This is a genomic window from Streptococcus sp. W151 (assembly GCF_053010205.1).
The window spans coordinates 363,360-386,897 of sequence record NZ_JBRKNT010000001.1; the positions used below are offsets into that span (position 1 = coordinate 363,360).

General features: G+C 42.7%; 22 protein-coding genes. 20 read left to right on the forward strand and 2 right to left on the reverse strand.

Annotated features, from left to right (window positions below; all coding sequences use genetic code 11):
• The first annotated feature begins 14 nt into the window (after positions 1-14).
• The 5 genes from ACVC7Q_RS01700 (at position 15) to ACVC7Q_RS01720 (ending at position 6,986) form a co-directional block, all read left to right on the forward strand.
• Entirely contained in the window at positions 15-1,193 is a 1,179-nt protein-coding gene (locus tag ACVC7Q_RS01700) for a pyridoxal phosphate-dependent aminotransferase (protein ID WP_414345550.1), read from the forward strand.
• Positions 1,194-1,340: 147 nt separating this feature from the next.
• Positions 1,341-2,687, forward strand: a complete 1,347-nt coding sequence (gene asnS / locus ACVC7Q_RS01705; protein ID WP_447264591.1) for an asparagine--tRNA ligase — start codon at positions 1,341-1,343, stop codon at positions 2,685-2,687.
• A 67-nt stretch (positions 2,688-2,754) separates the two neighbouring features.
• Positions 2,755-3,483: a DUF1003 domain-containing protein gene (locus ACVC7Q_RS01710; RefSeq protein ID WP_447264592.1), complete on the forward strand. Its 729-nt coding sequence runs from the start codon at positions 2,755-2,757 to the stop codon at positions 3,481-3,483.
• A 36-nt stretch (positions 3,484-3,519) separates the two neighbouring features.
• The gene (locus tag ACVC7Q_RS01715) at positions 3,520-5,247 is read left to right on the forward strand and encodes an ABC transporter ATP-binding protein (protein WP_447264593.1); all 1,728 of its coding nucleotides are present in this window, start codon (positions 3,520-3,522) and stop codon (positions 5,245-5,247) included.
• Positions 5,244-6,986: an ABC transporter ATP-binding protein gene (locus ACVC7Q_RS01720; protein ID WP_447264594.1), complete on the forward strand. Its 1,743-nt coding sequence runs from the start codon at positions 5,244-5,246 to the stop codon at positions 6,984-6,986. The genes ACVC7Q_RS01715 and ACVC7Q_RS01720 overlap by 4 nt, the downstream gene beginning before the upstream one ends.
• Before the next feature lie 363 nt (positions 6,987-7,349).
• Here the strand turns inward: ACVC7Q_RS01720 and ACVC7Q_RS01725 are convergent, their stop codons facing one another.
• Both ACVC7Q_RS01725 and ACVC7Q_RS01730 read right to left on the reverse strand, forming a co-directional pair.
• Positions 7,350-8,090: an amino acid ABC transporter ATP-binding protein gene (locus ACVC7Q_RS01725; RefSeq protein WP_003007564.1), complete on the reverse strand. Its 741-nt coding sequence runs from the start codon at positions 8,088-8,090 to the stop codon at positions 7,350-7,352.
• Positions 8,090-10,273: an amino acid ABC transporter substrate-binding protein/permease gene (locus ACVC7Q_RS01730; protein WP_447264595.1), complete on the reverse strand. Its 2,184-nt coding sequence runs from the start codon at positions 10,271-10,273 to the stop codon at positions 8,090-8,092. The genes ACVC7Q_RS01725 and ACVC7Q_RS01730 overlap by 1 nt, the downstream gene beginning before the upstream one ends.
• A gap of 261 nt (positions 10,274-10,534) precedes the next feature.
• On the opposite strand from ACVC7Q_RS01730, the gene ACVC7Q_RS01735 reads away from it, so the two are divergent.
• From ACVC7Q_RS01735 to ACVC7Q_RS01805, 15 genes are all read left to right on the forward strand, one after another.
• Complete coding sequence (locus ACVC7Q_RS01735) at positions 10,535-11,482, forward strand: CPBP family intramembrane glutamic endopeptidase (protein WP_447264596.1); 948 nt, start codon at positions 10,535-10,537, stop codon at positions 11,480-11,482.
• 139 nt (positions 11,483-11,621) lie between these two features.
• Positions 11,622-13,610: an excinuclease ABC subunit UvrB gene (uvrB, locus tag ACVC7Q_RS01740; protein ID WP_447264597.1), complete on the forward strand. Its 1,989-nt coding sequence runs from the start codon at positions 11,622-11,624 to the stop codon at positions 13,608-13,610.
• A gap of 14 nt (positions 13,611-13,624) precedes the next feature.
• On the forward strand, positions 13,625-14,122 hold the full coding sequence (locus tag ACVC7Q_RS01745; RefSeq protein ID WP_447264598.1) for an N-acetyltransferase family protein: 498 nt from the start codon (positions 13,625-13,627) through the stop codon (positions 14,120-14,122).
• A gap of 92 nt (positions 14,123-14,214) precedes the next feature.
• The gene (locus ACVC7Q_RS01750; protein WP_447264599.1) at positions 14,215-14,838 is read left to right on the forward strand and encodes an NAD(P)H-dependent oxidoreductase; all 624 of its coding nucleotides are present in this window, start codon (positions 14,215-14,217) and stop codon (positions 14,836-14,838) included.
• 104 nt (positions 14,839-14,942) lie between these two features.
• Positions 14,943-15,296, forward strand: a complete 354-nt coding sequence (locus ACVC7Q_RS01755) for a diacylglyceryl transferase (RefSeq protein ID WP_447264600.1) — start codon at positions 14,943-14,945, stop codon at positions 15,294-15,296.
• Between the two features lie 31 nt (positions 15,297-15,327).
• Positions 15,328-15,747, forward strand: coding sequence for a hypothetical protein (locus ACVC7Q_RS01760; RefSeq protein WP_447264601.1), 420 nt, complete (start codon positions 15,328-15,330; stop codon positions 15,745-15,747).
• 26 nt (positions 15,748-15,773) lie between these two features.
• Complete coding sequence (locus ACVC7Q_RS01765) at positions 15,774-16,241, forward strand: NUDIX domain-containing protein (protein ID WP_447264602.1); 468 nt, start codon at positions 15,774-15,776, stop codon at positions 16,239-16,241.
• Between the two features lie 123 nt (positions 16,242-16,364).
• Positions 16,365-16,769, forward strand: a complete 405-nt coding sequence (locus ACVC7Q_RS01770; RefSeq protein ID WP_003016342.1) for a PaaI family thioesterase — start codon at positions 16,365-16,367, stop codon at positions 16,767-16,769.
• Positions 16,744-17,496, forward strand: coding sequence for an HAD family hydrolase (locus tag ACVC7Q_RS01775; RefSeq protein WP_447264603.1), 753 nt, complete (start codon positions 16,744-16,746; stop codon positions 17,494-17,496). Before ACVC7Q_RS01770 ends, ACVC7Q_RS01775 begins: the two co-directional genes overlap by 26 nt.
• 117 nt (positions 17,497-17,613) lie before the next feature.
• Positions 17,614-17,949, forward strand: coding sequence for a zinc ribbon domain-containing protein YjdM (locus ACVC7Q_RS01780; protein WP_101770717.1), 336 nt, complete (start codon positions 17,614-17,616; stop codon positions 17,947-17,949).
• Between the two features lie 245 nt (positions 17,950-18,194).
• Positions 18,195-18,854 (forward strand): Pr6Pr family membrane protein, encoded by a 660-nt coding sequence (locus ACVC7Q_RS01785; protein ID WP_447264604.1) that lies wholly within the window; start codon positions 18,195-18,197, stop codon positions 18,852-18,854.
• Positions 18,855-19,091: 237 nt separating this feature from the next.
• On the forward strand, positions 19,092-19,610 hold the full coding sequence (gene pyrR / locus ACVC7Q_RS01790; RefSeq protein ID WP_003001719.1) for a bifunctional pyr operon transcriptional regulator/uracil phosphoribosyltransferase PyrR: 519 nt from the start codon (positions 19,092-19,094) through the stop codon (positions 19,608-19,610).
• 46 nt (positions 19,611-19,656) lie between these two features.
• On the forward strand, positions 19,657-20,580 hold the full coding sequence (locus ACVC7Q_RS01795) for an aspartate carbamoyltransferase catalytic subunit (RefSeq protein ID WP_003007497.1): 924 nt from the start codon (positions 19,657-19,659) through the stop codon (positions 20,578-20,580).
• Positions 20,581-20,704: 124 nt separating this feature from the next.
• Positions 20,705-21,796: a carbamoyl phosphate synthase small subunit gene (locus ACVC7Q_RS01800; RefSeq protein WP_447264605.1), complete on the forward strand. Its 1,092-nt coding sequence runs from the start codon at positions 20,705-20,707 to the stop codon at positions 21,794-21,796.
• The gene (locus ACVC7Q_RS01805; RefSeq protein ID WP_447264606.1) at positions 21,793-23,532 is read left to right on the forward strand and encodes an ATP-binding protein; all 1,740 of its coding nucleotides are present in this window, start codon (positions 21,793-21,795) and stop codon (positions 23,530-23,532) included. The genes ACVC7Q_RS01800 and ACVC7Q_RS01805 overlap by 4 nt, the downstream gene beginning before the upstream one ends.
• Positions 23,533-23,538 lie beyond the last annotated feature (6 nt).

Below are 23,538 nucleotides of genomic sequence, written 5' to 3' on the forward strand. Positions count from 1 at the left end.
TTTGAGGAGGAAATATGAAATTATCAAATCGTGTATTGGAAATGGAAGAAAGTGTGACTTTGGCTGCAAATGCTCGTGCCAAAGCTTTGGCAGCTGAAGGTCGTGATATTTTGAGTTTGACGCTTGGTCAACCTGACTTTGCGACTCCAAAAAACATTCAAGAAGCAGCAGTGGCATCCATCGAGGATGGTCGGGCTAGCTTTTATACGGTAGCGTCTGGACTTCCAGAATTGAAGGATGCCATTAGTGACTATATGAAAGAGTTTTATGGCTATGCTGTCAGCCGCAATGAAGTAGTGGTCGGCACTGGCGCCAAGTTTATTCTTTATGCCTTCTTTACTTCTGTTATTAATCCAGGTGATGAAGTCATCATTCCAACACCTTGCTGGGTCTCTTATGTGGATCAAGTCAAGATGGTTGAAGGAACACCCGTTACTTTCCAAACAACAGAAGAAAATCACTTCAAAGCAACGGTTGAGCAGTTGGAAGCGGCACGGACAGACAAGACCAAGGTTGTCTTGCTAAATTCGCCATCCAATCCAACAGGAATGATCTACAGCAAAGAAGAACTCGAAGCGATTGGAAATTGGGCTGTTGAGCACGACATCTTGATTTTGGCAGATGATATCTATGGTCGTTTGGTCTATAATGGCAATACTTTCACGCCAATTTCTAGCTTGTCAGAAGCGATTCGTAAGCAAACCATCGTGATTAACGGAGTTTCAAAAACCTATGCCATGACCGGATGGCGTGTTGGGTTTGCAGTGGGGGATCCTGAGATTATCGGGGCTATGGCCAAGGTGATCAGCCAAACAACTTCTAATTTGACGACAGTTTCCCAGTATGCAGCCATTGAAGCCCTAACTGGAGACCAATCTTCTATTGAAATCATGCGCCAAGCTTTTGAAGAGCGCTTGAATACCATTTATCCTTTGTTAAATGAAGTACCTGGTTTTGAAGCTATCAAACCTCAAGGAGCCTTCTATCTCTTTCCAAATGTGAAGAAGGCCATGGAGATGAAGGGTTACACGGATGTGACGGAATTTACCACAGCGATTTTGGAAGAAGCTGAAGTAGCTCTCGTCACCGGTGCAGGTTTTGGTGCCCCTGAAAATGTTCGCTTGTCTTATGCGACAGATTTGGATACCCTCAAAGAAGCAGTTCGTCGACTCAAGGCCTTTATGGAAAAATAAACATATCGGATCCTTAGCATTGAGCTGAGGATCTTTTTCTTTAAAAAAATCAGCTTTTCACAGGTAGAATCTAGCACTGTAAGCCTTTTTATGATACAATAAAGAAGATAATGTCTTCGGACAAGTTTAACGAGAAAAGGAAGATGAATGATGACAAAACGGATTACTATCATCGAAGTTAAAGACTACGTAGGTCAAGAAGTGACTATCGGTGCTTGGGTTGCTAACAAATCAGGTAAAGGAAAAATTGCTTTCTTGCAATTGCGTGACGGGACTGCCTTTTTCCAAGGTGTGGCTTTTAAACCAAACTTTATTGAAAAATTTGGGGAAGAAGTGGGAATTGAAAAATTTGATACCATCAAACGCTTGAGCCAAGAAACGTCTGTCTTTGTGACTGGGATTGTCAAAGAAGATGAGCGCTCAAAATTTGGTTACGAGTTGGATATTACAGACATCGAAGTCATCGGTGAATCGCAAGATTACCCAATCACGCCAAAAGAACACGGTACAGATTTCTTGATGGACAACCGTCACTTGTGGTTGCGTTCACGCAAACAAGTCGCTGTGATGCAAATCCGTAATGCCATCATCTACGCGACTTATGAGTTCTTTGACAAGAACGGCTTTATGAAATTTGATAGCCCAATTCTTTCTGGAAATGCAGCAGAAGATTCTACAGAACTTTTCGAAACAGACTACTTTGGAACACCAGCCTACTTGAGCCAATCTGGTCAGCTTTATCTTGAAGCTGGTGCTATGGCCCTTGGTCGCGTCTTTGACTTTGGTCCAGTATTCCGTGCTGAAAAATCTAAGACTCGTCGTCACTTGACTGAGTTCTGGATGATGGACGCTGAGTACTCATACTTGACACATGATGAGTCACTTGACTTGCAAGAAGCTTATGTTAAAGCGTTGCTTCAAGGTGTTCTAGATCGTGCTCCTCAAGCCTTGGAAACCTTGGAACGTGATACAGAGCTCTTGAAACGCTACATTGCTGAGCCATTTAAACGCATCACTTACGATGAAGCCATTGATCTCTTGCAAGAGCATGAAAACGATGAAGATGCGGATTATGAGCATTTGGAACATGGAGATGATTTCGGTTCACCACACGAAACGTGGATTTCAAACCACTTTGGTATACCAACATTTGTGATCAACTATCCAGCTGACATCAAGGCTTTCTACATGAAACCAGTTCCTGGTAACCCAGATCGCGTGCTTTGTGCAGACTTGCTTGCGCCAGAAGGTTATGGAGAAATCATTGGTGGTTCTATGCGTGAGGAAGACTACGATGCCCTTGTAGCGAAGATGGAATCACTTGGTATGGATCGTACAGAGTATGAATTCTATCTTGACCTTCGTAAATACGGTACAGTACCACACGGTGGATTCGGTATTGGTATCGAGCGTATGGTAACCTTCGCAGCTGGAACGAAACACATCCGTGAAGCGATTCCATTCCCACGTATGTTGCACCGTATCAAACCTTAATAGACGTAAAAACGCCATTAGGCGTTTTTAACTTTTCTATAACAAGAAGATGAGGAAAGGGTTTCTTATGCTGAAAAGAGATATCATTGATGGAAAAGAATATGATAGTATTCATGGTGCTTTGATTGCTGACTTGGATCATACCATCCAAACCATGTTGCAGATTTCTTATCCCGATAGTCAGATGGATGACTTTATTACCTACAAGAATTTAAGTCAGTATTGTATGGATTATTTGTCTCAGATTATTGACCGGGCGAATGAGAAAAATGAGGCGATCAAGCAACAGGTGACGGCAGTCTTGCCGATGACGGAGGCTCCCTTTAACGTTGAAGACCGCTTGACGGCTAGCTATACCTTTGGTCAGCGGGTGGCGGATTCGGTCGCACGTTTTGGTGGATCATGGACTTTTATCATCACCTTTATCATGATGATGGGGATTTGGATGTTGATTAATGTCTTGCATCCTTTTGGTTGGAATTTTGATCCTTATCCATTCATCTTGCTCAATCTTGCCCTGTCTACGATTGCGGCGATTCAAGCTCCTTTAATCATGATGAGTCAAAATCGTGCGGCAGATTATGATCGCCTGCAAGCACGAAATGACTTTAACGTCAATATGGAATCGGAACGAGAAATTCGTTTGCTCCATACAAAGATTGACCATATGGTGCAACAAGATCAGACGGATCTACTTGAGATTCAAAAGTTGCAAACCGAATTGTTGGTTTCTTTGTCTAATCAAGTGACCCAATTGCGTCAAGAGATGAACCAAGCTAAAGAAGAAGTTGACTGATCAATCATATATCCAGATAAAGAGAATGGGGAGACGATGACATCATTATTGAAGTATTTTAAGGGCTATCTAACGGAAACTATTTTAGGTCCTGTATTTAAACTATTAGAAGCTATCTTTGAATTGTGCGTACCTTTAATCATTGCCCACTTAGTCGATCAGGTCATTCCGAAAAAGGAAACGAGCGGAGTGGTGATGATGGTCGGTGCTTTGTTTTTATTTGCTAGCTTTGGTGTCGTCGTTGCTATTACGGCTCAGTATTTTTCATCTAAAGCAGCTGTCGGATTTACCCGTGAGATGACCAAGGATTTGTATGATAAGATCTTGTCCATTCCAAAAGAAAAACGAGATAGAATCGGTACATCTAGTTTGGTAACCCGTCTCACTTCTGATACTTATCAAATCCAGGTTGGGATCAATCTCTTCTTGCGACTTTTTTTGAGGGCGCCGATTATTGTCTTTGGCTCTATTATCATGGCCTTTACGATCAGTCCGAAATTAACCCTTTGGTTCTTGGGTATGGTGGCCATTTTGACGCTGATTATTGTCATCATGTCTCGGATTGTCAATCCTCTTTTTGCAAAGATTCGGAAAATCACAGACAGGATGGTCACAGTGACGCGTCAGCAATTTCAAGGGATGCGAGTGATTCGGGCCTTTGGACAACAGGCTAGTGAATTAGAAGATTTTAGAGAGGTCAATCAGGACTACAAAGTCTGGCAAATTCGCGCTGGTATCTGGTCTAGTTTGGTTAGTCCCTTGACCTTCCTTGTGGTCAATACGACCTTAGTCTGTGTTATTTGGCAGGGACAGTTGACTATCTCTGCTGGTTTTCTGACTCAAGGGATGTTGGTCGCTTTGGTCAATTATTTATTGCAAATTTTAACAGAATTGATCAAGCTGGCTATGCTGGTCACGTCTTTAAATGTCAGCTATATTTCAGCCAAGCGGGTACAAGAGATCTTTGATTTGAAAGAAGAAGACCTCCTAGAAGCTTTGGCAGAAGAAACCGCAACAGAACAAGAAGCGATCAGTGCAGAGGAAGTTTCTTTCACTTATCCAACGGCTTCAAGCCCAGCCCTAGAGGGAATTTCCTTTGATCTTGAACAAGGACAGATGCTGGGAATTATCGGTGGTACAGGATCTGGGAAGTCCACCTTTGTTCAGTTATTGAGTCATTTGTATGCTGTTAGTCAGGGAAAATTAGCCCTCTATCATCAAGCTCATTCTCCTAAAACTCTTAAGGAGTGGAGGGAGTGGGTATCTGTAGTTCCGCAGAAAGCAGAGCTCTTTAGAGGAACTATCCGCTCCAATCTCTTACTGGGAATGGAAGGAAATGTGTCCGATGATGATTTATGGTGGGCACTGGAAACAGCTCAGGCGGCTGATTTTGTCCGTGAAAAAGAAGGACAACTGGATGAGCCGGTTGAAGCCTTTGGTCGAAATTTCTCAGGAGGCCAACGCCAGCGTTTGACCATTGCGCGTGCCCTTTTGAAAAAGGCCCCTTTCTTGATTTTAGATGATTCGACTTCTGCCTTGGATTATTTGACGGAGGCTCGTCTCTTAAAATCGATTAAAGAAGAATTGAGTGACACAAGTTTGATCTTAGTATCTCAACGAACCAATAGTCTCAAGTCGGCTGATCAGATTTTGCTCTTGAACAAGGGGCATCAAGTAGGACTGGGAAATCACGATTTCCTTTTATCTACCAATGAGATTTATCAAGAAATTCATTATTCACAACACGGGAGGGAGGAAGCATGAGTCAAAAACGTTCTAGTTATTTAAAACGTCTGTTTAGAGATTTTGCTCACCATCCCGGTCTCCTGATTCTAGCCAGTATCGGGACCATTGCTCAAGTAGCCTTAACGGTTTGGTTACCGATCTTGATTGGACATGCGGTTGACTTGGTCATTAATCCTCAAGGGATGAAGGTCTTATTGCCCGTTTTGATTCAGATGGCTCTCATCATTGTGGCGAATATCTTGATCCAATGGCTCAATCCCCTTCTATACAATCAATTGGTCTATCGGTTTAGCCTAACCCTAAGAGCAGAAGTCATTGAAAAAGTGCATCGATTGCCCTTGTCTTATCTGGATAAACAAGGGAGTGGTGACTTCGTCAGTCGTCTCACGACCGATGTAGAGCAACTCAATAGCGGTCTTCTCATGGTCTTTAACCAATTCTTTGTCGGTCTCCTAACCATCCTTGTGACCATCGTGACCATGGCAGAATTGGATTTCTTCATGATGGTAGCGGTTCTGGTCTTGACTCCATTATCTCTCTTGATTGCTCGTTTTATTGCGAAGCGTTCTTATACGCTTTTCCAAAAGCAGACCAAGGCGCGTGGTCTTCAAACTCAGTTGATCGAAGAGTCTTTGACCCAGGAAAGTTTGATCCAGTCCTTTAACGCTCAGGATCAATTCCGTGCGGACTTTAAGGAGACGAATGAAAACTATGCCAATTACTCCCAATCTGCTGTCTTTTATTCTTCGACCGTCAATCCTGCGACTCGCTTTGTGAATGCCTTGATTTATGCAGTAGTAGCTGGATTTGGTGCGGTTCGTATCATTTCGGGATCCCACTTTACTGTGGGTCAATTGGTGACCTTCCTCAACTATGTCAACCAATACACCAAGCCCTTTAATGATATCTCTTCTGTTTTGTCTGAATTACAGAGTGCATTAGCTTGTGCAGAGCGCTTGTATAGTGTCTTGGATCAAGCTGAGATCGAGGAAACAGGACATCAGGTTCTAGAAACTCAGAATGTAAAAGGGGCGATTGGGTTTGAACACGTCACATTTGGCTATGATTTAGGGCGGACTTTGATCAAGGATTTAACCATTCAAGTCCCAGCTGCTAGTAAGGTTGCTATTGTAGGGCCTACGGGAGCAGGAAAGTCGACCTTGATCAATCTGCTCATGCGTTTCTACCCTGTGAACTCTGGGATGATTACGATTGATGGGGTGCCGATTACGGACTACACCCGTGCTTCCTACCGCCAACAGTTTGGCATGGTTCTACAAGAAACCTGGCTTAAGGTTGGGACCATCCATGAAAATATCGCCTTTTCTCGGCCAGATGCGACCAGAGAAGAAGTGATAGAAGCAGCCAAAGCAGCCAATGCGGATTTCTTTATCCGGCAGTTGCCACAAGGCTATGATACATATCTTTCAGATGCTGGAGAATCTTTGTCCCAAGGTCAACGTCAACTCTTAACGATTGCGCGTGTGTTCCTTTCGGTTCCTAAGATTTTGATCTTGGATGAGGCGACATCGTCTATTGATACTCGGACAGAGGTCTTGATTCAAGATGCCTTAAATCAGCTCATGAAAGGACGGACCAGCTTTATCATTGCTCACCGCTTATCGACCATTCAAAATGCGGATATGATCCTGGTTATGGTGGATGGCGATATTGTTGAACATGGGACCCACGAAGAGCTGATGCAAGCACAAGGTGTCTACTATCAGATGCAGACAGCTCAACAACAGATTAGTTAAAATGAAAAGCATTTTCAAGTTTGAAAATGCTTTTTTTGTACAAAAAAACATCTAGCAAACTGCTAGATGTCAGATTTAGGAAAATTAAATAATAGAAACTTTCCTTAGGTGAGTACGGACGTCAGCGAACTTCTTCGAAGTTCCATAACTTAGTTTTGGACCTAAGGTTCCAAAACTCCCGAGTGCTAGAAACAATAGTATTTCTAGCACTTTTCTCACGGCGGAAAGTTTTAGTTATTACGTTAATAATTCTAAAAGTATGAAATTATTTTTGTTTACTGAAAATCAATTAGATACTTTTGTATAAAAAGAAATTATGACTACATCCTAAAACTGGAGCTTCAACTCCAGTTTTTATCTCAATTAAACGTTTAACACTTTATCCAAGAATTCTTTCAATCGTGGGTGTTGTGGATTATCGAAGATTTGGTCTGGTTTGCCGTCTTCGAGGAATTCACCATCTGCGGTGAAGATGACGCGGTTGGCTACTTGGCGAGCAAATCCCATCTCGTGGGTAACGATGATCATGGTCATACCTTGCTCTGCCAACTCTTTCATAACGTTCAATACATCTCCGACCATCTCAGGGTCAAGGGCAGAAGTAGGTTCGTCAAAGAGCATAATATCTGGATTCATGGCGAGTCCACGGGCAATGGCCACACGTTGTTTTTGACCACCGGAAAGACTATTTGGATTGGCATCAGCTTTATCTGCGAGTCCAACTTTTTCCAATAATTCCATCCCGACTTTTTGAGCTTCTTCACGGGTCATCAATTTGTGCTCTACTGGCGCAAACATAATGTTTTCAAGGACGCTCATGTGAGGGAAAAGGTTGAAGTGTTGGAAAACCATCCCGATATTTTCACGGACCAAATCAACATTGGTTTTTGGATCGGTTAGATCATATCCATTTACGGTAATTTGACCTTTTGTAACTTCTTCGAGGAGATTGAGACTACGAAGGAAGGTCGATTTACCAGAACCGGACGGTCCGATAATACAGACCACATCCCCTTCGTAGAATTTTGTTGAGATTCCTTTTAAGACCTCATTTTCACCATAGTATTTGTGGAGGTCATGGACATCAATTTTTAATTTAGCCATTAGTTAACCTTCTTTTCTAATTTTTTTGCAAATCGTGTTAGCAAGGTGATAATCACGAGGTAGAAGACGGCAAGGATAGCATACATCTTGAAACTTTGGTAGTTTCGAGCAATGATGATCTTACCAGTTTGGAAGAGTTCGACCAATCCGATTGCAGACACAATAGTCGTATCTTTCAGGGCAATGACGAATTGGTTAACAAAGTTTGGAAGCATGAGTTTGGTTGCTTGTGGCAAGATGATCTTGCGCATGGTCTTGCCATAAGAGATTCCAAGGCTTCGGCTGGCTTCCATCTGTCCAATCGGTACAGCTTGGATCCCCCCACGAACAATTTCTGCGATATAGGCAGCAGCATTGAGGGAGAGTGCGATGGTGCCTGCGACAAAGTCGTTGATTGGGGATTGATGACCTGTGACCGATTCAATCAAGTTTGGAATTCCCCAGAAGATGAAGGCGGCGAGGATCATGAGTGGGATCCCACGAATAACATCGACAAAGATTTCTGCTGTCCAGCGGAGCCACTTATAAGGGCTAACACTAAACATCCCAAAGATAACACCGATCACCATAGCAATGGCGAAAGAGAGAAGGGCAAGGGCAAGAGTCACACCCAAACCACTTAACAATTGTTTGTAGTTGTTTTGAAGTAAGCCCCAGATCGTTGTTTCATCTGCTGTTGTACTTGAAGTACTTGATTTGCTATCTGACTTAAGATATTTATCGAGAATCTTTTGGTATTGGCCATTTTTCTTCAAGTTTGCAAGACCGTTATTGAACATCTCGATCAATTCAGGATTTTCACCTTTTTTAACGGCAAATGCTAGTTGACCACTTGGAGTTCCTTCGATAGGTGTTTTGAATTTACGACCTTGTTTAATAGCGTATTTGATGACGGGTTCATCATCCATAATCGCAGCGACAGAACCTGAGTTCAAGCTGTCATACATAGAAGCCCCGTCAGAGAAAGTTTTGATCTTGTAGCCATATTTATTTTTATTCTTTTCAAGGAAGGTCTGCGATGCAGTTCCGTTTTTAACACCGACCGTCTTACCTTTTAAGTCATCGTAAGAATCAATCTTGCTATCCTTTTGGACTGCAAGAATAGAGTTAGCAGTATAATATGGTTCAGAAAAATCAAATGTTTCTTTCCGAGCATCGGTCACGGTCATCCCTGCGATCATTCCTTGGGCATGACCAGATTGGACATCACTTACCGCAGCGTCAAATCCAGGGTTATCAATTTCAATGGTAAATCCTTGGTCTTTGGCAATGGCCTTGATCAAATCCATATCGATCCCTGTATACTTATTTTTCCCATTCTGGAAAACGAATGGTGCAAAGGAAGAATCACTTGAGATACTATATTTTGATTTTTTGGGAGTTGCTTTTTGACCAGCAGGAGTAGTAGTTTCTGGAACGGCACTGTTCCCTGATGATTGGCTTTCACCGGTCCATTTCTTGATGATCTCATCAAGTGTTCCATCAGCTTTCATTTGAGCGAGGGCCTTGTTAAATTCAGTGATCAACTTTTCATGATTTCCACCTTTTTTAACACCAAAGGCAAAGCCACCGACTGCTTCCCCGTCCATATTGATCGCTAGGTCCTGACCCTTTTGGATGGCATATTGAATGACGGGTTGGTCATCCATGACTGCGTCCACTGCACCAGCTGTCAAACTGTTGTACATGAGATCGCCTGTATCAAAAGTCTTGATCTTGTAGCCGTACTTGTCCTTGTTTTTATCGAGGAAGCGTTGAGCTGCAGTACCGTTTTTGACACCGACGGTCTTCCCTTTCAATTGGCTGTACTTCGTGATTTTGTCAGCTTTCTTCGTCGCAATGACAACTTTTGTATCGTAGTAAGTATCAGACATGGTGAAGACTTTTTCACGTTCAGTTGTTTTGGTCATTCCGGCCATAATGGCATCTGCTTGACCAGCTTGAACAGCATTGACAGCTGCATCAAATCCAGGGAAGGATTTATCTAAATCCCAGCCATTGATTTCAGCGACCTTGTCCAAGATTTCTACGTCAATTCCTTTATAGGTTTGATCTGAATCTTTAAATTCAAATGGAGCATAAGCTGTGTCGAAAACGACCTTGATCGTTTCAGCCTGAGCATGACTAGCGAATGCTACCAGTGGAAATAAGAAAAGCAAATAGGCTAGTAATTTTTTCTTCATTTCTGTCTCCTTTTAATTCATTTCTCTTTGGGTGTTTGACCCATGAGTGCATTGACCAAAGGATGGCCTGAAAAAACAAAACATTCATACCAAATAGAGTATGAATGATCTTATGTTTTTCTATAAAAGCTATTATATCAGAAAAGTATCAGTTTAGCAAGAAAAACCAACTTTCGATGTCAGGTTATCTAACATGGAGTGGTCTTGCAGGTCTGGATTTTCTTTGCTACAATGGACCTATTAGATAAATGGAGGTTGCTGATGAAAAAAGGGTTGATCATTCAAGCTATCAAAACGAACACATCGATCCCAGTTTTCCTTTTTACACTATTCTCTGTATTTTTAGCCTCTCTTTTTATAGAAGGGGGACTATGGCTCGGTAGTGAATTGGTGGGACCGTTTTCCATTGTAATCGGTTTTCTCACAGAGTTCTTTTCACCAGGAAATGGAGTAGCAAGTGTTCAAGAGTTTTTCTATCATTACATTCTCTATTATGAGCTCTTCTGTTTTGTAATCATTCTCATCCTCTTTATTTTTTGGGTGAAGGTTGTAGAGAAGAATTCCTTATCAACTTTAGGCTTTGTAAAAAGAAATTGGCTCAAGTATCTAGGTTGGGGGATCTTGCTTTCCCTTCTTCAAATGGGAGTCATTGCCCTTGTCTACCAAGTAAGTGGAATCGGGTCTTTTGAGCTAAATGAATTAAGTTTAGAACCCATCCTCTTTATCCTAGGGTTATTTCCATTTTGGCTCCTTCAAGGAGGAACGGAAGAAGTAGCGACGCGGGGTTGGCTCCTAACTCGGATTGCAGCAAGAACCAATCTTCCCATAGCGATCGCGATATCTAGTAGTCTCTTTGGCATTCTTCATCTGGGAAATGCTGGTGTGACCTTTTTATCCTTACTGAATATCATCCTTGACGGAGTCCTAGCTGCTCTGCTCTTTATCTACACCGATAGCATCTGCCTAGTGGTCGCCCAGCACGGCACCTGGAACTATGTACAAGGGAATCTCCTTGGTTTTCAAGTCAGTGGGACGGGAGCAGATGCCTCTATCTTTAGCTTTACCATGGGATCAGGACCTGACTGGCTGACTGGAGGAGCATTTGGAGCGGAAGGTTCGATCATCACCACTTTGGTTCTTCTATTATCCGTCGTGATTGTTTACCGATTAGGGGAAAGAAATGAGAAAGTTGTTAAAGAACAAAAGTGAAATGGCTGATAGGAAATGAAGTTAAAATCGAAGACAGGCTCTTGAGCCTGTTTATTTGTACTAGGGACCCCTACTCAAAAGTCTGAGAAAAATCCTTCATTATGGTAAAATAAAGGCAGTACAGTCGAAGGAAGAAAGTATGATTAACCGAATTACAGATAACAAATTTAAACTCGTCTCCAAATACCAACCGTCTGGGGATCAACCGCAGGCGATCGAGCAGTTGGTGGATAATATCGAGGGGGGCGAGAAGGCCCAAATCCTAATGGGAGCAACTGGTACGGGGAAGACCTATACCATGAGTCAGGTCATTGCCCAGGTCAATAAGCCAACCCTGGTTATCGCCCACAATAAAACCCTAGCAGGCCAGCTCTATGGGGAGTTCAAAGAATTTTTCCCTGAAAATGCGGTCGAGTACTTCGTATCTTACTACGATTACTACCAGCCAGAAGCTTATGTGCCATCGAGCGATACCTATATCGAAAAAGATAGTTCGGTCAATGATGAGATTGACAAACTTCGTCACTCAGCAACCTCTGCTCTTTTAGAACGAAATGACGTCATTGTAGTCGCGTCTGTTTCGTGTATCTATGGGTTAGGTTCGCCTAAGGAATACTCCGACAGCGTCGTAAGTCTGCGTCCAGGTCTCGAGATTTCTCGTGATAAACTGCTGAACGACTTGGTGGATATCCAGTTTGAGCGCAATGACATCGACTTTCAACGGGGAAAATTCCGTGTTCGTGGAGATGTGGTCGAGATTTTCCCAGCTTCGCGTGATGAGCACGCCTTTCGAGTCGAGTTTTTCGGGGATGAGATTGAGCGGATTCGTGAGATTGAAGCTTTGACCGGTCAAGTTCTTGGTGAAGTGGACCATTTGGCGATTTTCCCAGCCACTCACTTTGTGACCAATGACGACCATATGGAAGTGGCCATTGCCAAGATTCAGGCTGAACTGGAAGAGCAGTTAAAAGTTTTTGAAAAAGAAGGCAAGCTCTTGGAAGCCCAACGCTTGAAACAACGGACCGAGTATGATATTGAAATGCTTAGGGAAATGGGCTACACAAATGGTGTCGAAAACTACTCCCGTCACATGGACGGACGGAGTGAAGGAGAGCCACCGTACACCCTTTTGGACTTCTTCCCAGAAGATTTTCTCATTATGATTGACGAAAGTCACATGACCATGGGCCAAATCAAGGGAATGTACAATGGAGACCGCTCACGCAAGGAGATGTTGGTCAACTATGGCTTCCGTTTGCCGTCGGCCTTGGACAACCGGCCACTGCGTCGTGAAGAGTTTGAAAGCCATGTTCACCAGATTGTTTATGTGTCTGCGACACCAGGTGACTATGAGATGGAACAGACGGATACCGTCATCGAGCAGATCATTCGTCCGACAGGCCTTCTGGATCCTGAGGTCGAAGTACGTCCTACCATGGGGCAAATGGACGATCTCCTGGGTGAGATCAATGCGCGTGTAGAACGTGGAGAGCGGACCTTTGTCACGACCCTGACCAAGAAGATGGCAGAAGATTTAACGGACTACTTCAAGGAAATGGGTGTCAAGGTCAAATACATGCACTCGGATATTAAGACCTTGGAGCGGACGGAAATTATCCGTGATTTGCGTCTGGGCGTTTTTGATGTCTTGGTCGGTATCAACCTCCTTCGGGAAGGGATTGACGTACCAGAAGTCAGTCTAGTGGCCATTCTCGATGCAGATAAAGAAGGCTTCCTCCGTAATGAACGCGGTCTGATCCAGACCATTGGTCGTGCTGCCCGTAATAGTGAGGGCCATGTGATCATGTATGCGGACACCATGACCCAGTCTATGCAAAAAGCCATCGATGAAACGGCTCGTCGTCGTCAGATTCAGATGGCCTACAATGAAGAACATGGCATTGTCCCACAAACCATCAAAAAGGAAATCCGTGACCTTATCTCCGTCACCAAGGCTGTGGCTAAGGAAGAAGACAAGGAAGTGGACATCACCAGTCTCAACCGCCAAGAGCGCAAGGAACTGGTCAAGAAACTGCAAAGCCAAATGCAAGAAGCCGTCGAAGTGCTTGATTTTGAATTGGCTGCACAGATTCGCGATATGATGTTGGAAGTCAAGGCCTTGGATTAGATAGGATAAAACGAATGAAGATTTTCATTAAAACAATGGAAACTCCTGAAGAGATAGAAGGTAAGTCCCTTGTTCACTGGCAAACGTGGAGAGAGGCTTATGACGATCTTTTACCTGCAGAATTTCAGGAGACGATGACATTAGAAAAATGTCGATTCTTTAGTCAAAAATATCCAGAAAACACCTTGATTGCGATGGATGGAAAGAAGGTCGTTGGATTTATCAGCTATGGAAATTACCGTGATGAGACCATTCAAGCTGGTGAAATCATTGCCTTATATGTTTTAAAAGATTACTATGGAAAAGGTGTGAGTAAACAGTTAATGCATGCTGCATTTGTTGCTCTTGATCAATTCTCTGAAATTTATTTATGGGTATTGAAAGATAATAAGCGAGCCATTGCTTTCTATCAAAAAATGGGTTTTACTTTTGATGGCCAAGAACAAATACTTAAACTTGGAAAACCTGTTAAGGAATTGCGGATGATATGTTCTTCAAATAAAAATTCCTAAAGGACGTATCTATCAATCTTTGAACCATTATCAATTCATCAAGTAAAAAATAAAAGAGATAGAATGAACCAAAGAGATGAAGGAGAAGACGAATGAAAATTTTAGTCATCAATGGGCATCCCGATAAGGAAAGTTACTGTCAGGCTATTTTCCAAACCATAGTAGAAAATATTGACTCGACGCACCATGAGCTTGAAATCATCAATCTCAATGAAGCGGATTTTGATCCTGTTCTTCGCTACGGCTATCGAAAGCGGATGGAGGAAGATCCTTTTATTCTTCGTTCCCAAGAATTAATCCAGTGGGCGGATCACCTGATCTTTGTTTATCCCATCTGGTGGAGTAGTATGCCGAGCCTTATGAAGGGCTGGATCGACCGGGTCTTTACACCGGGGATTGCCTACTCGGCTAATGATCAGGGAAGTTTTATCTGGAATTACCTGAGAGGCAAACAATTTAAAAAGTTGCTTAAAGGCAAAACAGCTAGTATTTATGCAACCTCCATGGCGCCTACTTGGTGGTACAAGATTTTTTCAGGTCCTCTTAACATTCCTGATAGTTATGGCATCTCTGTATTGAAGAATGCCGTCTTGAACCACTGTGGGATAAAAACCAAGCGCGTCTGCATCTTAGGAGAAGTCGGCCGCGATGTGAATACCGCTAGCATCCGTGAACAGCATCTTCAAAAGGTAGCAACAGAAATCAAGAAACTCTGATGAAACATCAGTTTGTTCTTATAAGTTCGTGTCTTTAGTTGTGTTTTGAATAGGATTCAGTTAAACTATCAATATAATCTATAAAAAAATAGGAATGGTCCAATATGCTGCTTTTTATCTATATGATCTATGTCATTTCTTCAATTTTAAAAATGAAAAGAGAAGGTCAAAGAGTTTCTATTTTTACTTATTTGATTGTTTATAGCCTATTGATTCTATCTTTGTTTATGCTCTATTTTAGTTTATTGTCATTTTTATTTAGCCCTTTGCCATTTTTTGGCTTTCTAGCTTCTCTTGCTATTGGTGGCGTGATGCTCTATCTGAGATTGATCATTGCCCTTCTTTTGCTTTTGTTATCGCTCAGTCTATTTTTAGACAGCAAAAAAAGTGATCCGGATACGCCTCTCATTGACCATTGGCTTCGATTAGGTGTTCATATTCTATTGATCATTATTTAAGGTAAGCGAGAGTTTCATAATGGGAAAGTATATGAACCTGTTTAAGATCGTGTATCTTATTCTTTTACTTTTTGATTTTGCGAACTTTGTATTAGGATACAATGGTTATGCCTTTACGCCGCTCCTCTGGAATCCCTGGTTGTATCTAGGAGTACTGACGATTTTTTGTCACATCTGGTATCGCTTTTATCGAACTCACACAGTCAATTGGAAGAATGTAGTGGGGCTACTTTTTAGTTTCTTTGCTAGCTTGATCTTAGTATTATTCATTGTGTTTTTCTTTAGTTTTGATGGTCATAGTTCGGTAACGATTCACTCAGAATATTATTTAAAAGAGAAGTCAATTGTCTTTCAGAGAGGCTCTCTTTTGGATGCCTATGATGAATACCATGAGCTGGTAAATCCCTTTGTGATGAAAAAAGAGATAAAGAAAAAAGTTTATATTGATTAATTGTCAATATCATAGAAAGGAAATATATGTCACGTACAACGCCTACTATACTGTGCAATCTTTGCATGGTCGAAGATCTTGAAAATGGGAAAGTAGTCCTCCAATACCGCTCACCTGGAAAGACTCACTGGGCTGGCTATGCTTTTCCAGGTGGCCATATCGAAGAAGGAGAAAGCCTTGTAGAATCAGTCATTCGTGAAATCTACGAAGAGACAGGACTGACAATTACAAATCCAAAACTGGTCGCAGTCAAAGACTGGCCACAAGATGAGGGAGGCCGCTATATTGTCTTTTGCTATAAAGCGACAGAATTTACAGGCCAGCTCAGATCATCTGAAGAAGGAGAAGTTTCTTGGGTTGAGAAGGACCAATTAGAAAAGTTGGAATTGTCCTACGACATGCTTCCTCTGCTGGAAGTGATGGAAGACCCAGATTTATCCGAGTACTATTATCGCAAACGGACAGACGATGATTGGGAAAAATTAAGATTTTAAGTAAAGGGGCTAGAGGTATCTAGTTCTTTTTTAGCTCTAAGGAATTGCTCCTTCGCTTGTATCTATACCTTAATTGTAGTATGATAGAGGAGTTGAAAAGATGCTAGAAAAGGTGGCAAGTATATGAAAGATTTTCACTTTGATGCAATTGCTGCATTTGAAAATTACGAAATCGAAAAGATGAGAGATGGCCATGTAGTGGTGACAACCAAGGTCGTGGAATCATCGCTCAATTATTATGGAAATGCGCATGGTGGTTATCTCTTTACCCTGTGTGACCAAGTCAGTGGTTTGGTCGTGGTTTCTCAGGGGGTCGATGGTGTGACCTTGCAATCCTCCATCAATTACTTGAAAGCAGGGCGTCTGGGGGATGTCCTCACGATCCATGGCGAATGTGTCCACAGTGGACGGACGACTCGAGTTGTGGATGTTGATATTACCAATCAAGACGGTGCCAATGTCTGCAAGGCAACCTTTACCATGTTTGTTACGGGAGTGAGAGATGAATCCGCACAAGTACGCATTTAAAAATTATATTTTTGATTTTTATGGAACCTTGGTCGACATCGAAACTGATGAGGACAGTCCAGTTTTATGGGATACCATGGCTCAGATCTACCAATCCTACGGGGCAAGTTACACTGGAGAAGGTCTGCGCCTGCGTTATAGAGAGTTGGTGCAGCAAGCTGAAGAAGACTTGGCTAAGGAAAAACAAGTTGCCCATCCTGAGATTGATCTGACGGTCATTTTTGTGCAATTGTATTTAGAAAGTCATCCAAGTGGAAACAGTGTTGCCCACCTCAAAGAGTGGGGACGTTTGATTGCACGGACTTTCCGTGTCCTTTCTCGCAAACGATTGGAGCTTTATCCTCACACGAAAGAAGTATTAGAGGATATGAAAGCTGCAGGTTGCCGGATCTATCTCTTATCTAATGCCCAAGCAGATTTTACAAATCCTGAGATTGATTTAGTAGGCTTGAGAGAACTTTTCCATGCCATTTACTTGTCATCAGATGCAGGTATTCGCAAACCTCAGCCAGAGTTCCTCTTGGAAGTGCTCAAAGAACACCAGTTGAACCCTGAGAAAACGGTCATGGTGGGCAATGACTTTACAACAGATGTCGCTGTCGCCCAAAGTATCGGGATGGAGAGTATCTTGATCAATACCTTCCCATACTCTGATGCTGAACTGCGCGAGAAGAATCAAGCAGGCGTGCGCGTGATTCGGGATATTCAAGAATTGCAAGAAGATTGAAAGATATTATCTATGTAAGGAGGCCAAGTCGTCTCCTTTTTATACAGTCGAGCAGGATTTGTCAAATTTTTGCTTTCATGGTATACTATGAAAGTTAATTTGAATAAGGAGATAAAAATGAATAACTTACCAAACTGTCCAAAATGTAACTCTGAATACGTCTATGAAGATGGTGCTCTCTTGGTGTGCCCAGAGTGTGCTTATGAGTGGAACCCAGCTGAGGTCGAAGAAGATGAGGGTGTCGTAGCGATTGACGCCAACGGAAACAAATTGGCTGATGGCGATACGGTGACCTTGATCAAAGATTTGAAAGTCAAGGGTGCACCAAAGGATTTGAAACAAGGAACGCGCGTGAAAAACATCCGTATCGTAGAAGGCGATCATAACATCGATTGTAAGATTGATGGCTTTGGCGCAATGAAACTCAAATCAGAATTTGTGAAGAAAATCTAAAGATAAGAAGAAATAGCTCTATATAAAGTTCAAAAACTAATAGAGTTGTTTAAGTTTATTATGGAACTTTCCGCTGTGAGAAAAGTAGTTGAAACAGTCTTGTTTCAACTACTCGGGAGTTTTGAAACTTTAGGTTCAAAACTAAGTCATGGAACTTCCTAGAAGTTCGCTGACGTCCGTCTTCACTTAAGGAAAGTTCCTGATTAAACCGAAGGGCCTAGCCCCTTTTCTTTCAGGAGAATACTATGAAATTCAAACTATTGTTTAGCTATCGTTTTCTATTGTTTATCTTAAGTGTGCTCGGGGTTTATCTGCAACTGACCAAGCATGGTGGCTTTGGTATGATGCTTTATTACACCATTTTATCCAACATGTTGGTCATGTTTTTCATGGGAGACATGGTCTGGCGCATGCTTCGTGGTCGTTTGACCCAGACCCAGGGCTACCTTCGCATGAAGGGGGCAGTGACCATGGCTATTATGATTACCTTTGTCATCTACCACTTTATGTTGGCGCCTCTTGCGACACCAGAGAAGTTTTATCGTTTGGAAAACTTCCTTTGTCATTACATCGTTCCTTTGATGTTCTTCTTTGATACCCTAGTGGTTGATAAAGCCAAGCAATACCGCAAGCTCGATCCTTTCCTTTGGACCTTGATTCCCCTTGCTTATATGCTCTTTGCCCTTCTCAATGGTTTGGTCCTGAAGTGGCCGATTCCAGGTGCAAAAGATAGTCCTTTTGCCTATTTCTTTATCAATGTCAATAAATACGGCTGGGCCTTTGTTGGCAAATGGGTGGTGATCATCTTTATCGCTTACCTCTTAGCTGGCTATGTGCTCTATGGGATCAAAAATATCAAGCGAAAATCGCTGTTTCTTAGTAAAAACCGAACGTTATTCGGGTGAAAAGTCATGTTTTTAAATTTTTTTGAAAAATGTTGAGTTTTTTCTTGCATGTCGTTTGAAACTGTGATATAGTTATCTCAATTAAATAAATCCTTTAATCCTGTCCCGTGAGGCAGGCAAGGAGACTGTGAAAAACAATGGCTAGGACCATAGGGCGAGACTCTATCCTCTTAGACCATTCATTTGCTGAACCTCCTTGAAAAAGGAGGTTTTTCTTTTACAACTAAGGAGGACTGAATGAAAACCAAAGAAGTCGTTGATGATTTGACGATGAAGCGGGCCATTACCCGCATCACCTACGAAATCATTGAACGAAACAAAGATTTAAGCCAGATTGTGCTGGTGGGGATCAAGACGCGCGGTGTTTACATTGCTCGCCGGATCCAAGAACGCCTCTCTCAGCTGGAACAAATTGATGTCCCTGTTGCAGAACTCGATACCAAGCCTTTCCGAGATGATATGAAGGCGACAGAAGATACGACGGTCTTACCAGTTGATATCGCTCATAGAGAAGTCATCTTGATCGATGATGTTCTCTATACAGGTCGCACGATACGTGCTGCCATTGACAATCTGGTCAGTCACGGTCGTCCTGCTCGAGTAAGTCTTGCGGTTCTAGTCGACCGTGGGCATCGGGAGTTGCCGATTCGTCCGGACTTTGTTGGGAAAAATATCCCGACTAGTAAGTCAGAGGAAATCATTGTCGAGATGGTGGAGCTAGACGGCCAAGACCGCGTCCTCATCAAAGAAGCTTAAACAAATTGTAAACTATTTGCATTCACATTTTAAAAGGAGAATCAACATGTCTGAAAATCAAATCGCTCTTAAAAACCTTGTCTCAATGGAAACTCTTACCAATGAAGAAGTAATGGCTTTGATCAAACGTGGGATTGAGTTCAAAAACGGAGCTAAAGCATCCTACGAAGACCAACACATCATCTCAAACCTTTTCTTTGAACCTTCAACTCGTACCCACAAAGCCTTTGAAGTGGCAGAGTTGAAATTGGGATGTGATCTCCTTGACTTTGATGTGAAGACAAGCTCTGTGAACAAAGGGGAAACACTTTACGATACCATCTTAACTATGTCAGCTCTTGGAGTAGATGTCTGTGTCATCCGTCACCCTGAAGTGGACTACTACAAAGAATTGGTTGAAAGTCCAACGATCACTGCCTCTATCGTCAATGGTGGGGACGGTTCAGGTCAACACCCAAGCCAAAGCTTGCTTGATTTGATGACCATCTACCAAGAATTCGGTCACTTTGATGGCTTGAAAGTTTGTATCGCTGGGGACTTGGATCACTCACGTGTGGCAAAATCAAACATGCAAATCTTGAAACGTTTGGGAGCAACTCTTTACTTTGCAGGTCCAGACGAATGGAGAAGTGCGGAATTTGAAGACTATGGAACCTTCGTCACTATCGATGAAGTCATTGAAGAAGTGGATGTGATGATGTTCTTGCGTGTGCAACACGAACGTCATGATTACGAATCACTTTTCTCTAAAGAAAACTACCACCGTCTTCATGGGTTGACACAAGAACGTTATGACCGTATGAAAGATACTGCGATCTTGATGCACCCAGCACCAGTGAACCGTGACGTTGAAATTGCGGACCACTTGGTAGAAGCTCCTAAATCACGTATCGTAGAACAAATGACCAATGGTGTCTTTGTCCGTATGGCCATCATTGAAGCCGTCCTTAAAGGTCGCGGAGCAAAATAAGATAACTGAAAATTCATTGAAAGGAAAGAAAGAGGACAGAGTAGATCGCTACATGGAATCTGACTTTCCTTTTTTTGAGGAACTATGATAAAATTGGACTAGAGTAAAAGAAGGGAGGGGTCCGATGAAACGACTATTGGTCCTAGAGGATGGGACTGTATTTGAAGGAGAAGCCTTTGGTGCAGATCTATATGTGACTGGTGAGTTGGTCTTTACCACAGCCATGACAGGTTATCAAGAATTGCTCACGGATCAGGCTTTTAGTGGCCAGATTCTCTCCTTTACCTTCCCGGTTATTGGCGCAGCAGGGATCAATCGGGATGATTCTGAATCCATTACACCCACTTGTTTAGCGCTAGTGGTTCAGCATATGGTGGAGATGCCGAGCAATTGGCGGCAGCAGATGACCTTGGATGAATTCTTGAAGCGAAAAAAAATCCCTGGTATTGTAGGGATTGATACGCGCCAGGTGGCAAAAATTGTCCGCAAGTATGGACGGATGAAGGCAACTGTTATTAACAAGGGGGATTCGATTGAGCATATCCTGGATCAGTTGCGAGCGACAGTCCTTCCAAAAGACCAAGTGCGTCAAGTCTCGACAAAAACAGCCTATGCTGTACCTGGTTTTGGAAAGAGTATTGCCTTGATTGATCTAGGGGTCAAGCACTCTGTCTTACGCCAGCTGAGTCAAAGGGACTGTAATGTGACAGTCTATCCCTATGATATCTCTTATGATGAACTGATGGAGCAGCAACCAGATGGGGTTATTTTATCCAGTGGGCCAGGCGATCCCCATCAGGTGAAAAAACTCTGCCGCTTGATCCAAAAGCTCAATGGTCAGATTCCGATCTGGGGCATGGGCTTGGGAGCCCAGTTGTTAGCACAAGCCTACGGGGCTGAGCTAGCTCCCATGGAAGTCGGGCATTTTGGTTTAAATATTCCTGTGCGTGAAATTGCGACAGGAAAAATCGAAATAACCAGTCAAAATCACCTGTATAGTATAGCACGCGATAGCCTGCCCCATGATTTATTGGTCACGCATGAAAACGTCAATGACCATAGTATTGAAGCTTTTCGTCATCGTTACCAACCGATTTTAGGGGTTCAATTCCAAGTGGACGCTAGTCCAGGGCCAAGGGAAAATCTCTATTTTTACGATGAATTTTTAGAGTTGATTGATGCCAAAATTCACGAAAGTAGAAGGGAGAAGGAATGATGAAACAAAACCAGAAATTGCTTCTCCTGTGTGGAGATTCTTATCAGGATATTAGCCTCTTGGCTGCTGTAAATGAAGCACAAAAACTTTATGACAAGGATGGGAATGCTCTTGTCCTTTACTTGGGCGAGGAAAATGCTATCACCCAAGAAGCTGCAGATATAGTTGTAGTTAGTAAGCTCAAGCTGGATGCGCTTAGGACGACTCTTCTTTCTTATACTGGATCTCGCTTGCTCCTAGCTTTTGCGGATAAACAGATTTTGAATCTCTTGTTTCGATTGGAGGAAACGTCCTTTTTCAAAGAAGCCTCGCTAGCGATTCTTGGTCCTAGCTTGCAGCGTTACCGTACGTTTTACCAACAGGCAGATCAACGACGTCTCTTTCAAGAGCTGGGCTATCAGGTACCGGCTTCAGCACTGGTTGGTTCGGTTCGAGAAGCTATCGAGTTTTCTGAAGGCATTCAATTTCCCATTATGATCTGGCCAGTAGCGAGTAAGCAAGGGCAAGGGCGAAAGATTGCTCATAACCTGGATGACTTGTGCGAAGCTGTAGAAATGGGACTTTCGGTCTCTCCAAGTCAGCAGTGTTTGCTGGAGTTTTCGACTTATGGCTTTAAGGAACTGGATTTTGTAGTCATGCGGGATCGTGAAGACAATCACTACCTGGCGGCCTCTATTGAAAGCATTGATCCTGTTGGGATCCACTCTAGTGACTCTTACCAATTTATGCCAGCGGTTACCCTGACTGACCGGGAGTTTCAAAATCTTCGTGAAGCGGCGATCCATATCAGTCGCTATCTGAAGTTGACAGGAGCCATTTCCATTAAGTTTGCCTTGGATCCGACGAGCTATGCTTTTTATATCTTAGAGGTTAATCCATTTGCTTCAGATAGTATCTCGATGGCCTCTATGGGCTTGGGCTATTCCTTGTTTGAGCAAGGCGTGCAGCTGCAATTGGGGCGCTCGCTCGAGCATTTGCCTCACCCCTTATTACAGGATCTAAAGGCTGTCTATGAACCCAGTCTAGACTATATTTTCTTTAAGATTCCGATCTTTTCAGATGCTGCACAGAATGCTCGTCTCAATACCCAAATTCACTCTTATGGGGCAGTTTATGGATTTGGAAAGAGGATCGATGAAGCTTATCAACAGGCCTTAGAAACCATTAAAGATAAAAAACTGCTGACTGTCTTTCCTGAAGAAATGAGCGATGATGAGTTAATCCAAAAAATAGCTCGTCATATGCCCCATCGGCTCTTCTATATCTTAGAGGCTCTGAAACGTGGTTTTGAGTTTGAGGAACTCTTGGATTTAAGTAAATTATCCCCTATTTATTTGCAGGTCTTGGCCAATCTAGTGGAGTTAGAAAAAGGTGTAGAGGCTGATACAAGTCCAGCATTTCTTCCGGTTGAGCCATCAGCTGGCTTATATGAGGTCAAAGCAGGAGCAGCCTATTATCTGACCCAAAATGGGATCAATGAGTCATTCGGTTTGGATGCTGCGTGTGTCTTGGTGGATGATCTAGAAATTCGGGACACGAGTTTTTACCAAAAGGTACGAAAGAAGGAGCAAGAGTTAAAAGAAAGAGGACAACAGGTGATCTTACTCACCAATCGTCCTTTTACAGAATCTTTGGCAGATAAAGTCTATTATCTCCCTATCAATGAAACAAGCCTTAACCTAATTCAGTCCATTGATCAGGTCAAAGATATTGTCATTCTTTCTAACATACAATAAAGGATC

Bases quoted from the DNA above. Each gene is read 5' to 3' on its own strand.
- ACVC7Q_RS01730 (WP_447264595.1), bottom strand. From the start codon at position 10,273: ATGAAGAAAAAATTACTAGCCTATTTGCTTTTCTTATTTCCACTGGTA.
- ACVC7Q_RS01715 (WP_447264593.1), top strand. From the start codon at position 3,520: ATGACATCATTATTGAAGTATTTTAAGGGCTATCTAACGGAAACTATT.
- ACVC7Q_RS01805 (WP_447264606.1), top strand. From the start codon at position 21,793: ATGATGAAACAAAACCAGAAATTGCTTCTCCTGTGTGGAGATTCTTAT.
- asnS (WP_447264591.1), top strand. From the start codon at position 1,341: ATGATGACAAAACGGATTACTATCATCGAAGTTAAAGACTACGTAGGT.
- pyrR (WP_003001719.1), top strand. From the start codon at position 19,092: ATGAAAACCAAAGAAGTCGTTGATGATTTGACGATGAAGCGGGCCATT.
- ACVC7Q_RS01755 (WP_447264600.1), top strand. From the start codon at position 14,943: ATGCTGCTTTTTATCTATATGATCTATGTCATTTCTTCAATTTTAAAA.
- ACVC7Q_RS01765 (WP_447264602.1), top strand. From the start codon at position 15,774: ATGTCACGTACAACGCCTACTATACTGTGCAATCTTTGCATGGTCGAA.
- ACVC7Q_RS01745 (WP_447264598.1), top strand. From the start codon at position 13,625: ATGAAGATTTTCATTAAAACAATGGAAACTCCTGAAGAGATAGAAGGT.
- ACVC7Q_RS01760 (WP_447264601.1), top strand. From the start codon at position 15,328: ATGAACCTGTTTAAGATCGTGTATCTTATTCTTTTACTTTTTGATTTT.
- ACVC7Q_RS01780 (WP_101770717.1), top strand. From the start codon at position 17,614: ATGAATAACTTACCAAACTGTCCAAAATGTAACTCTGAATACGTCTAT.
- ACVC7Q_RS01770 (WP_003016342.1), top strand. From the start codon at position 16,365: ATGAAAGATTTTCACTTTGATGCAATTGCTGCATTTGAAAATTACGAA.
- ACVC7Q_RS01735 (WP_447264596.1), top strand. From the start codon at position 10,535: ATGAAAAAAGGGTTGATCATTCAAGCTATCAAAACGAACACATCGATC.
- uvrB (WP_447264597.1), top strand. From the start codon at position 11,622: ATGATTAACCGAATTACAGATAACAAATTTAAACTCGTCTCCAAATAC.
- ACVC7Q_RS01800 (WP_447264605.1), top strand. From the start codon at position 20,705: ATGAAACGACTATTGGTCCTAGAGGATGGGACTGTATTTGAAGGAGAA.
- ACVC7Q_RS01795 (WP_003007497.1), top strand. From the start codon at position 19,657: ATGTCTGAAAATCAAATCGCTCTTAAAAACCTTGTCTCAATGGAAACT.
- ACVC7Q_RS01750 (WP_447264599.1), top strand. From the start codon at position 14,215: ATGAAAATTTTAGTCATCAATGGGCATCCCGATAAGGAAAGTTACTGT.
- ACVC7Q_RS01720 (WP_447264594.1), top strand. From the start codon at position 5,244: ATGAGTCAAAAACGTTCTAGTTATTTAAAACGTCTGTTTAGAGATTTT.
- ACVC7Q_RS01785 (WP_447264604.1), top strand. From the start codon at position 18,195: ATGAAATTCAAACTATTGTTTAGCTATCGTTTTCTATTGTTTATCTTA.
- ACVC7Q_RS01725 (WP_003007564.1), bottom strand. From the start codon at position 8,090: ATGGCTAAATTAAAAATTGATGTCCATGACCTCCACAAATACTATGGT.
- ACVC7Q_RS01710 (WP_447264592.1), top strand. From the start codon at position 2,755: ATGCTGAAAAGAGATATCATTGATGGAAAAGAATATGATAGTATTCAT.
- ACVC7Q_RS01775 (WP_447264603.1), top strand. From the start codon at position 16,744: ATGAATCCGCACAAGTACGCATTTAAAAATTATATTTTTGATTTTTAT.
- ACVC7Q_RS01700 (WP_414345550.1), top strand. From the start codon at position 15: ATGAAATTATCAAATCGTGTATTGGAAATGGAAGAAAGTGTGACTTTG.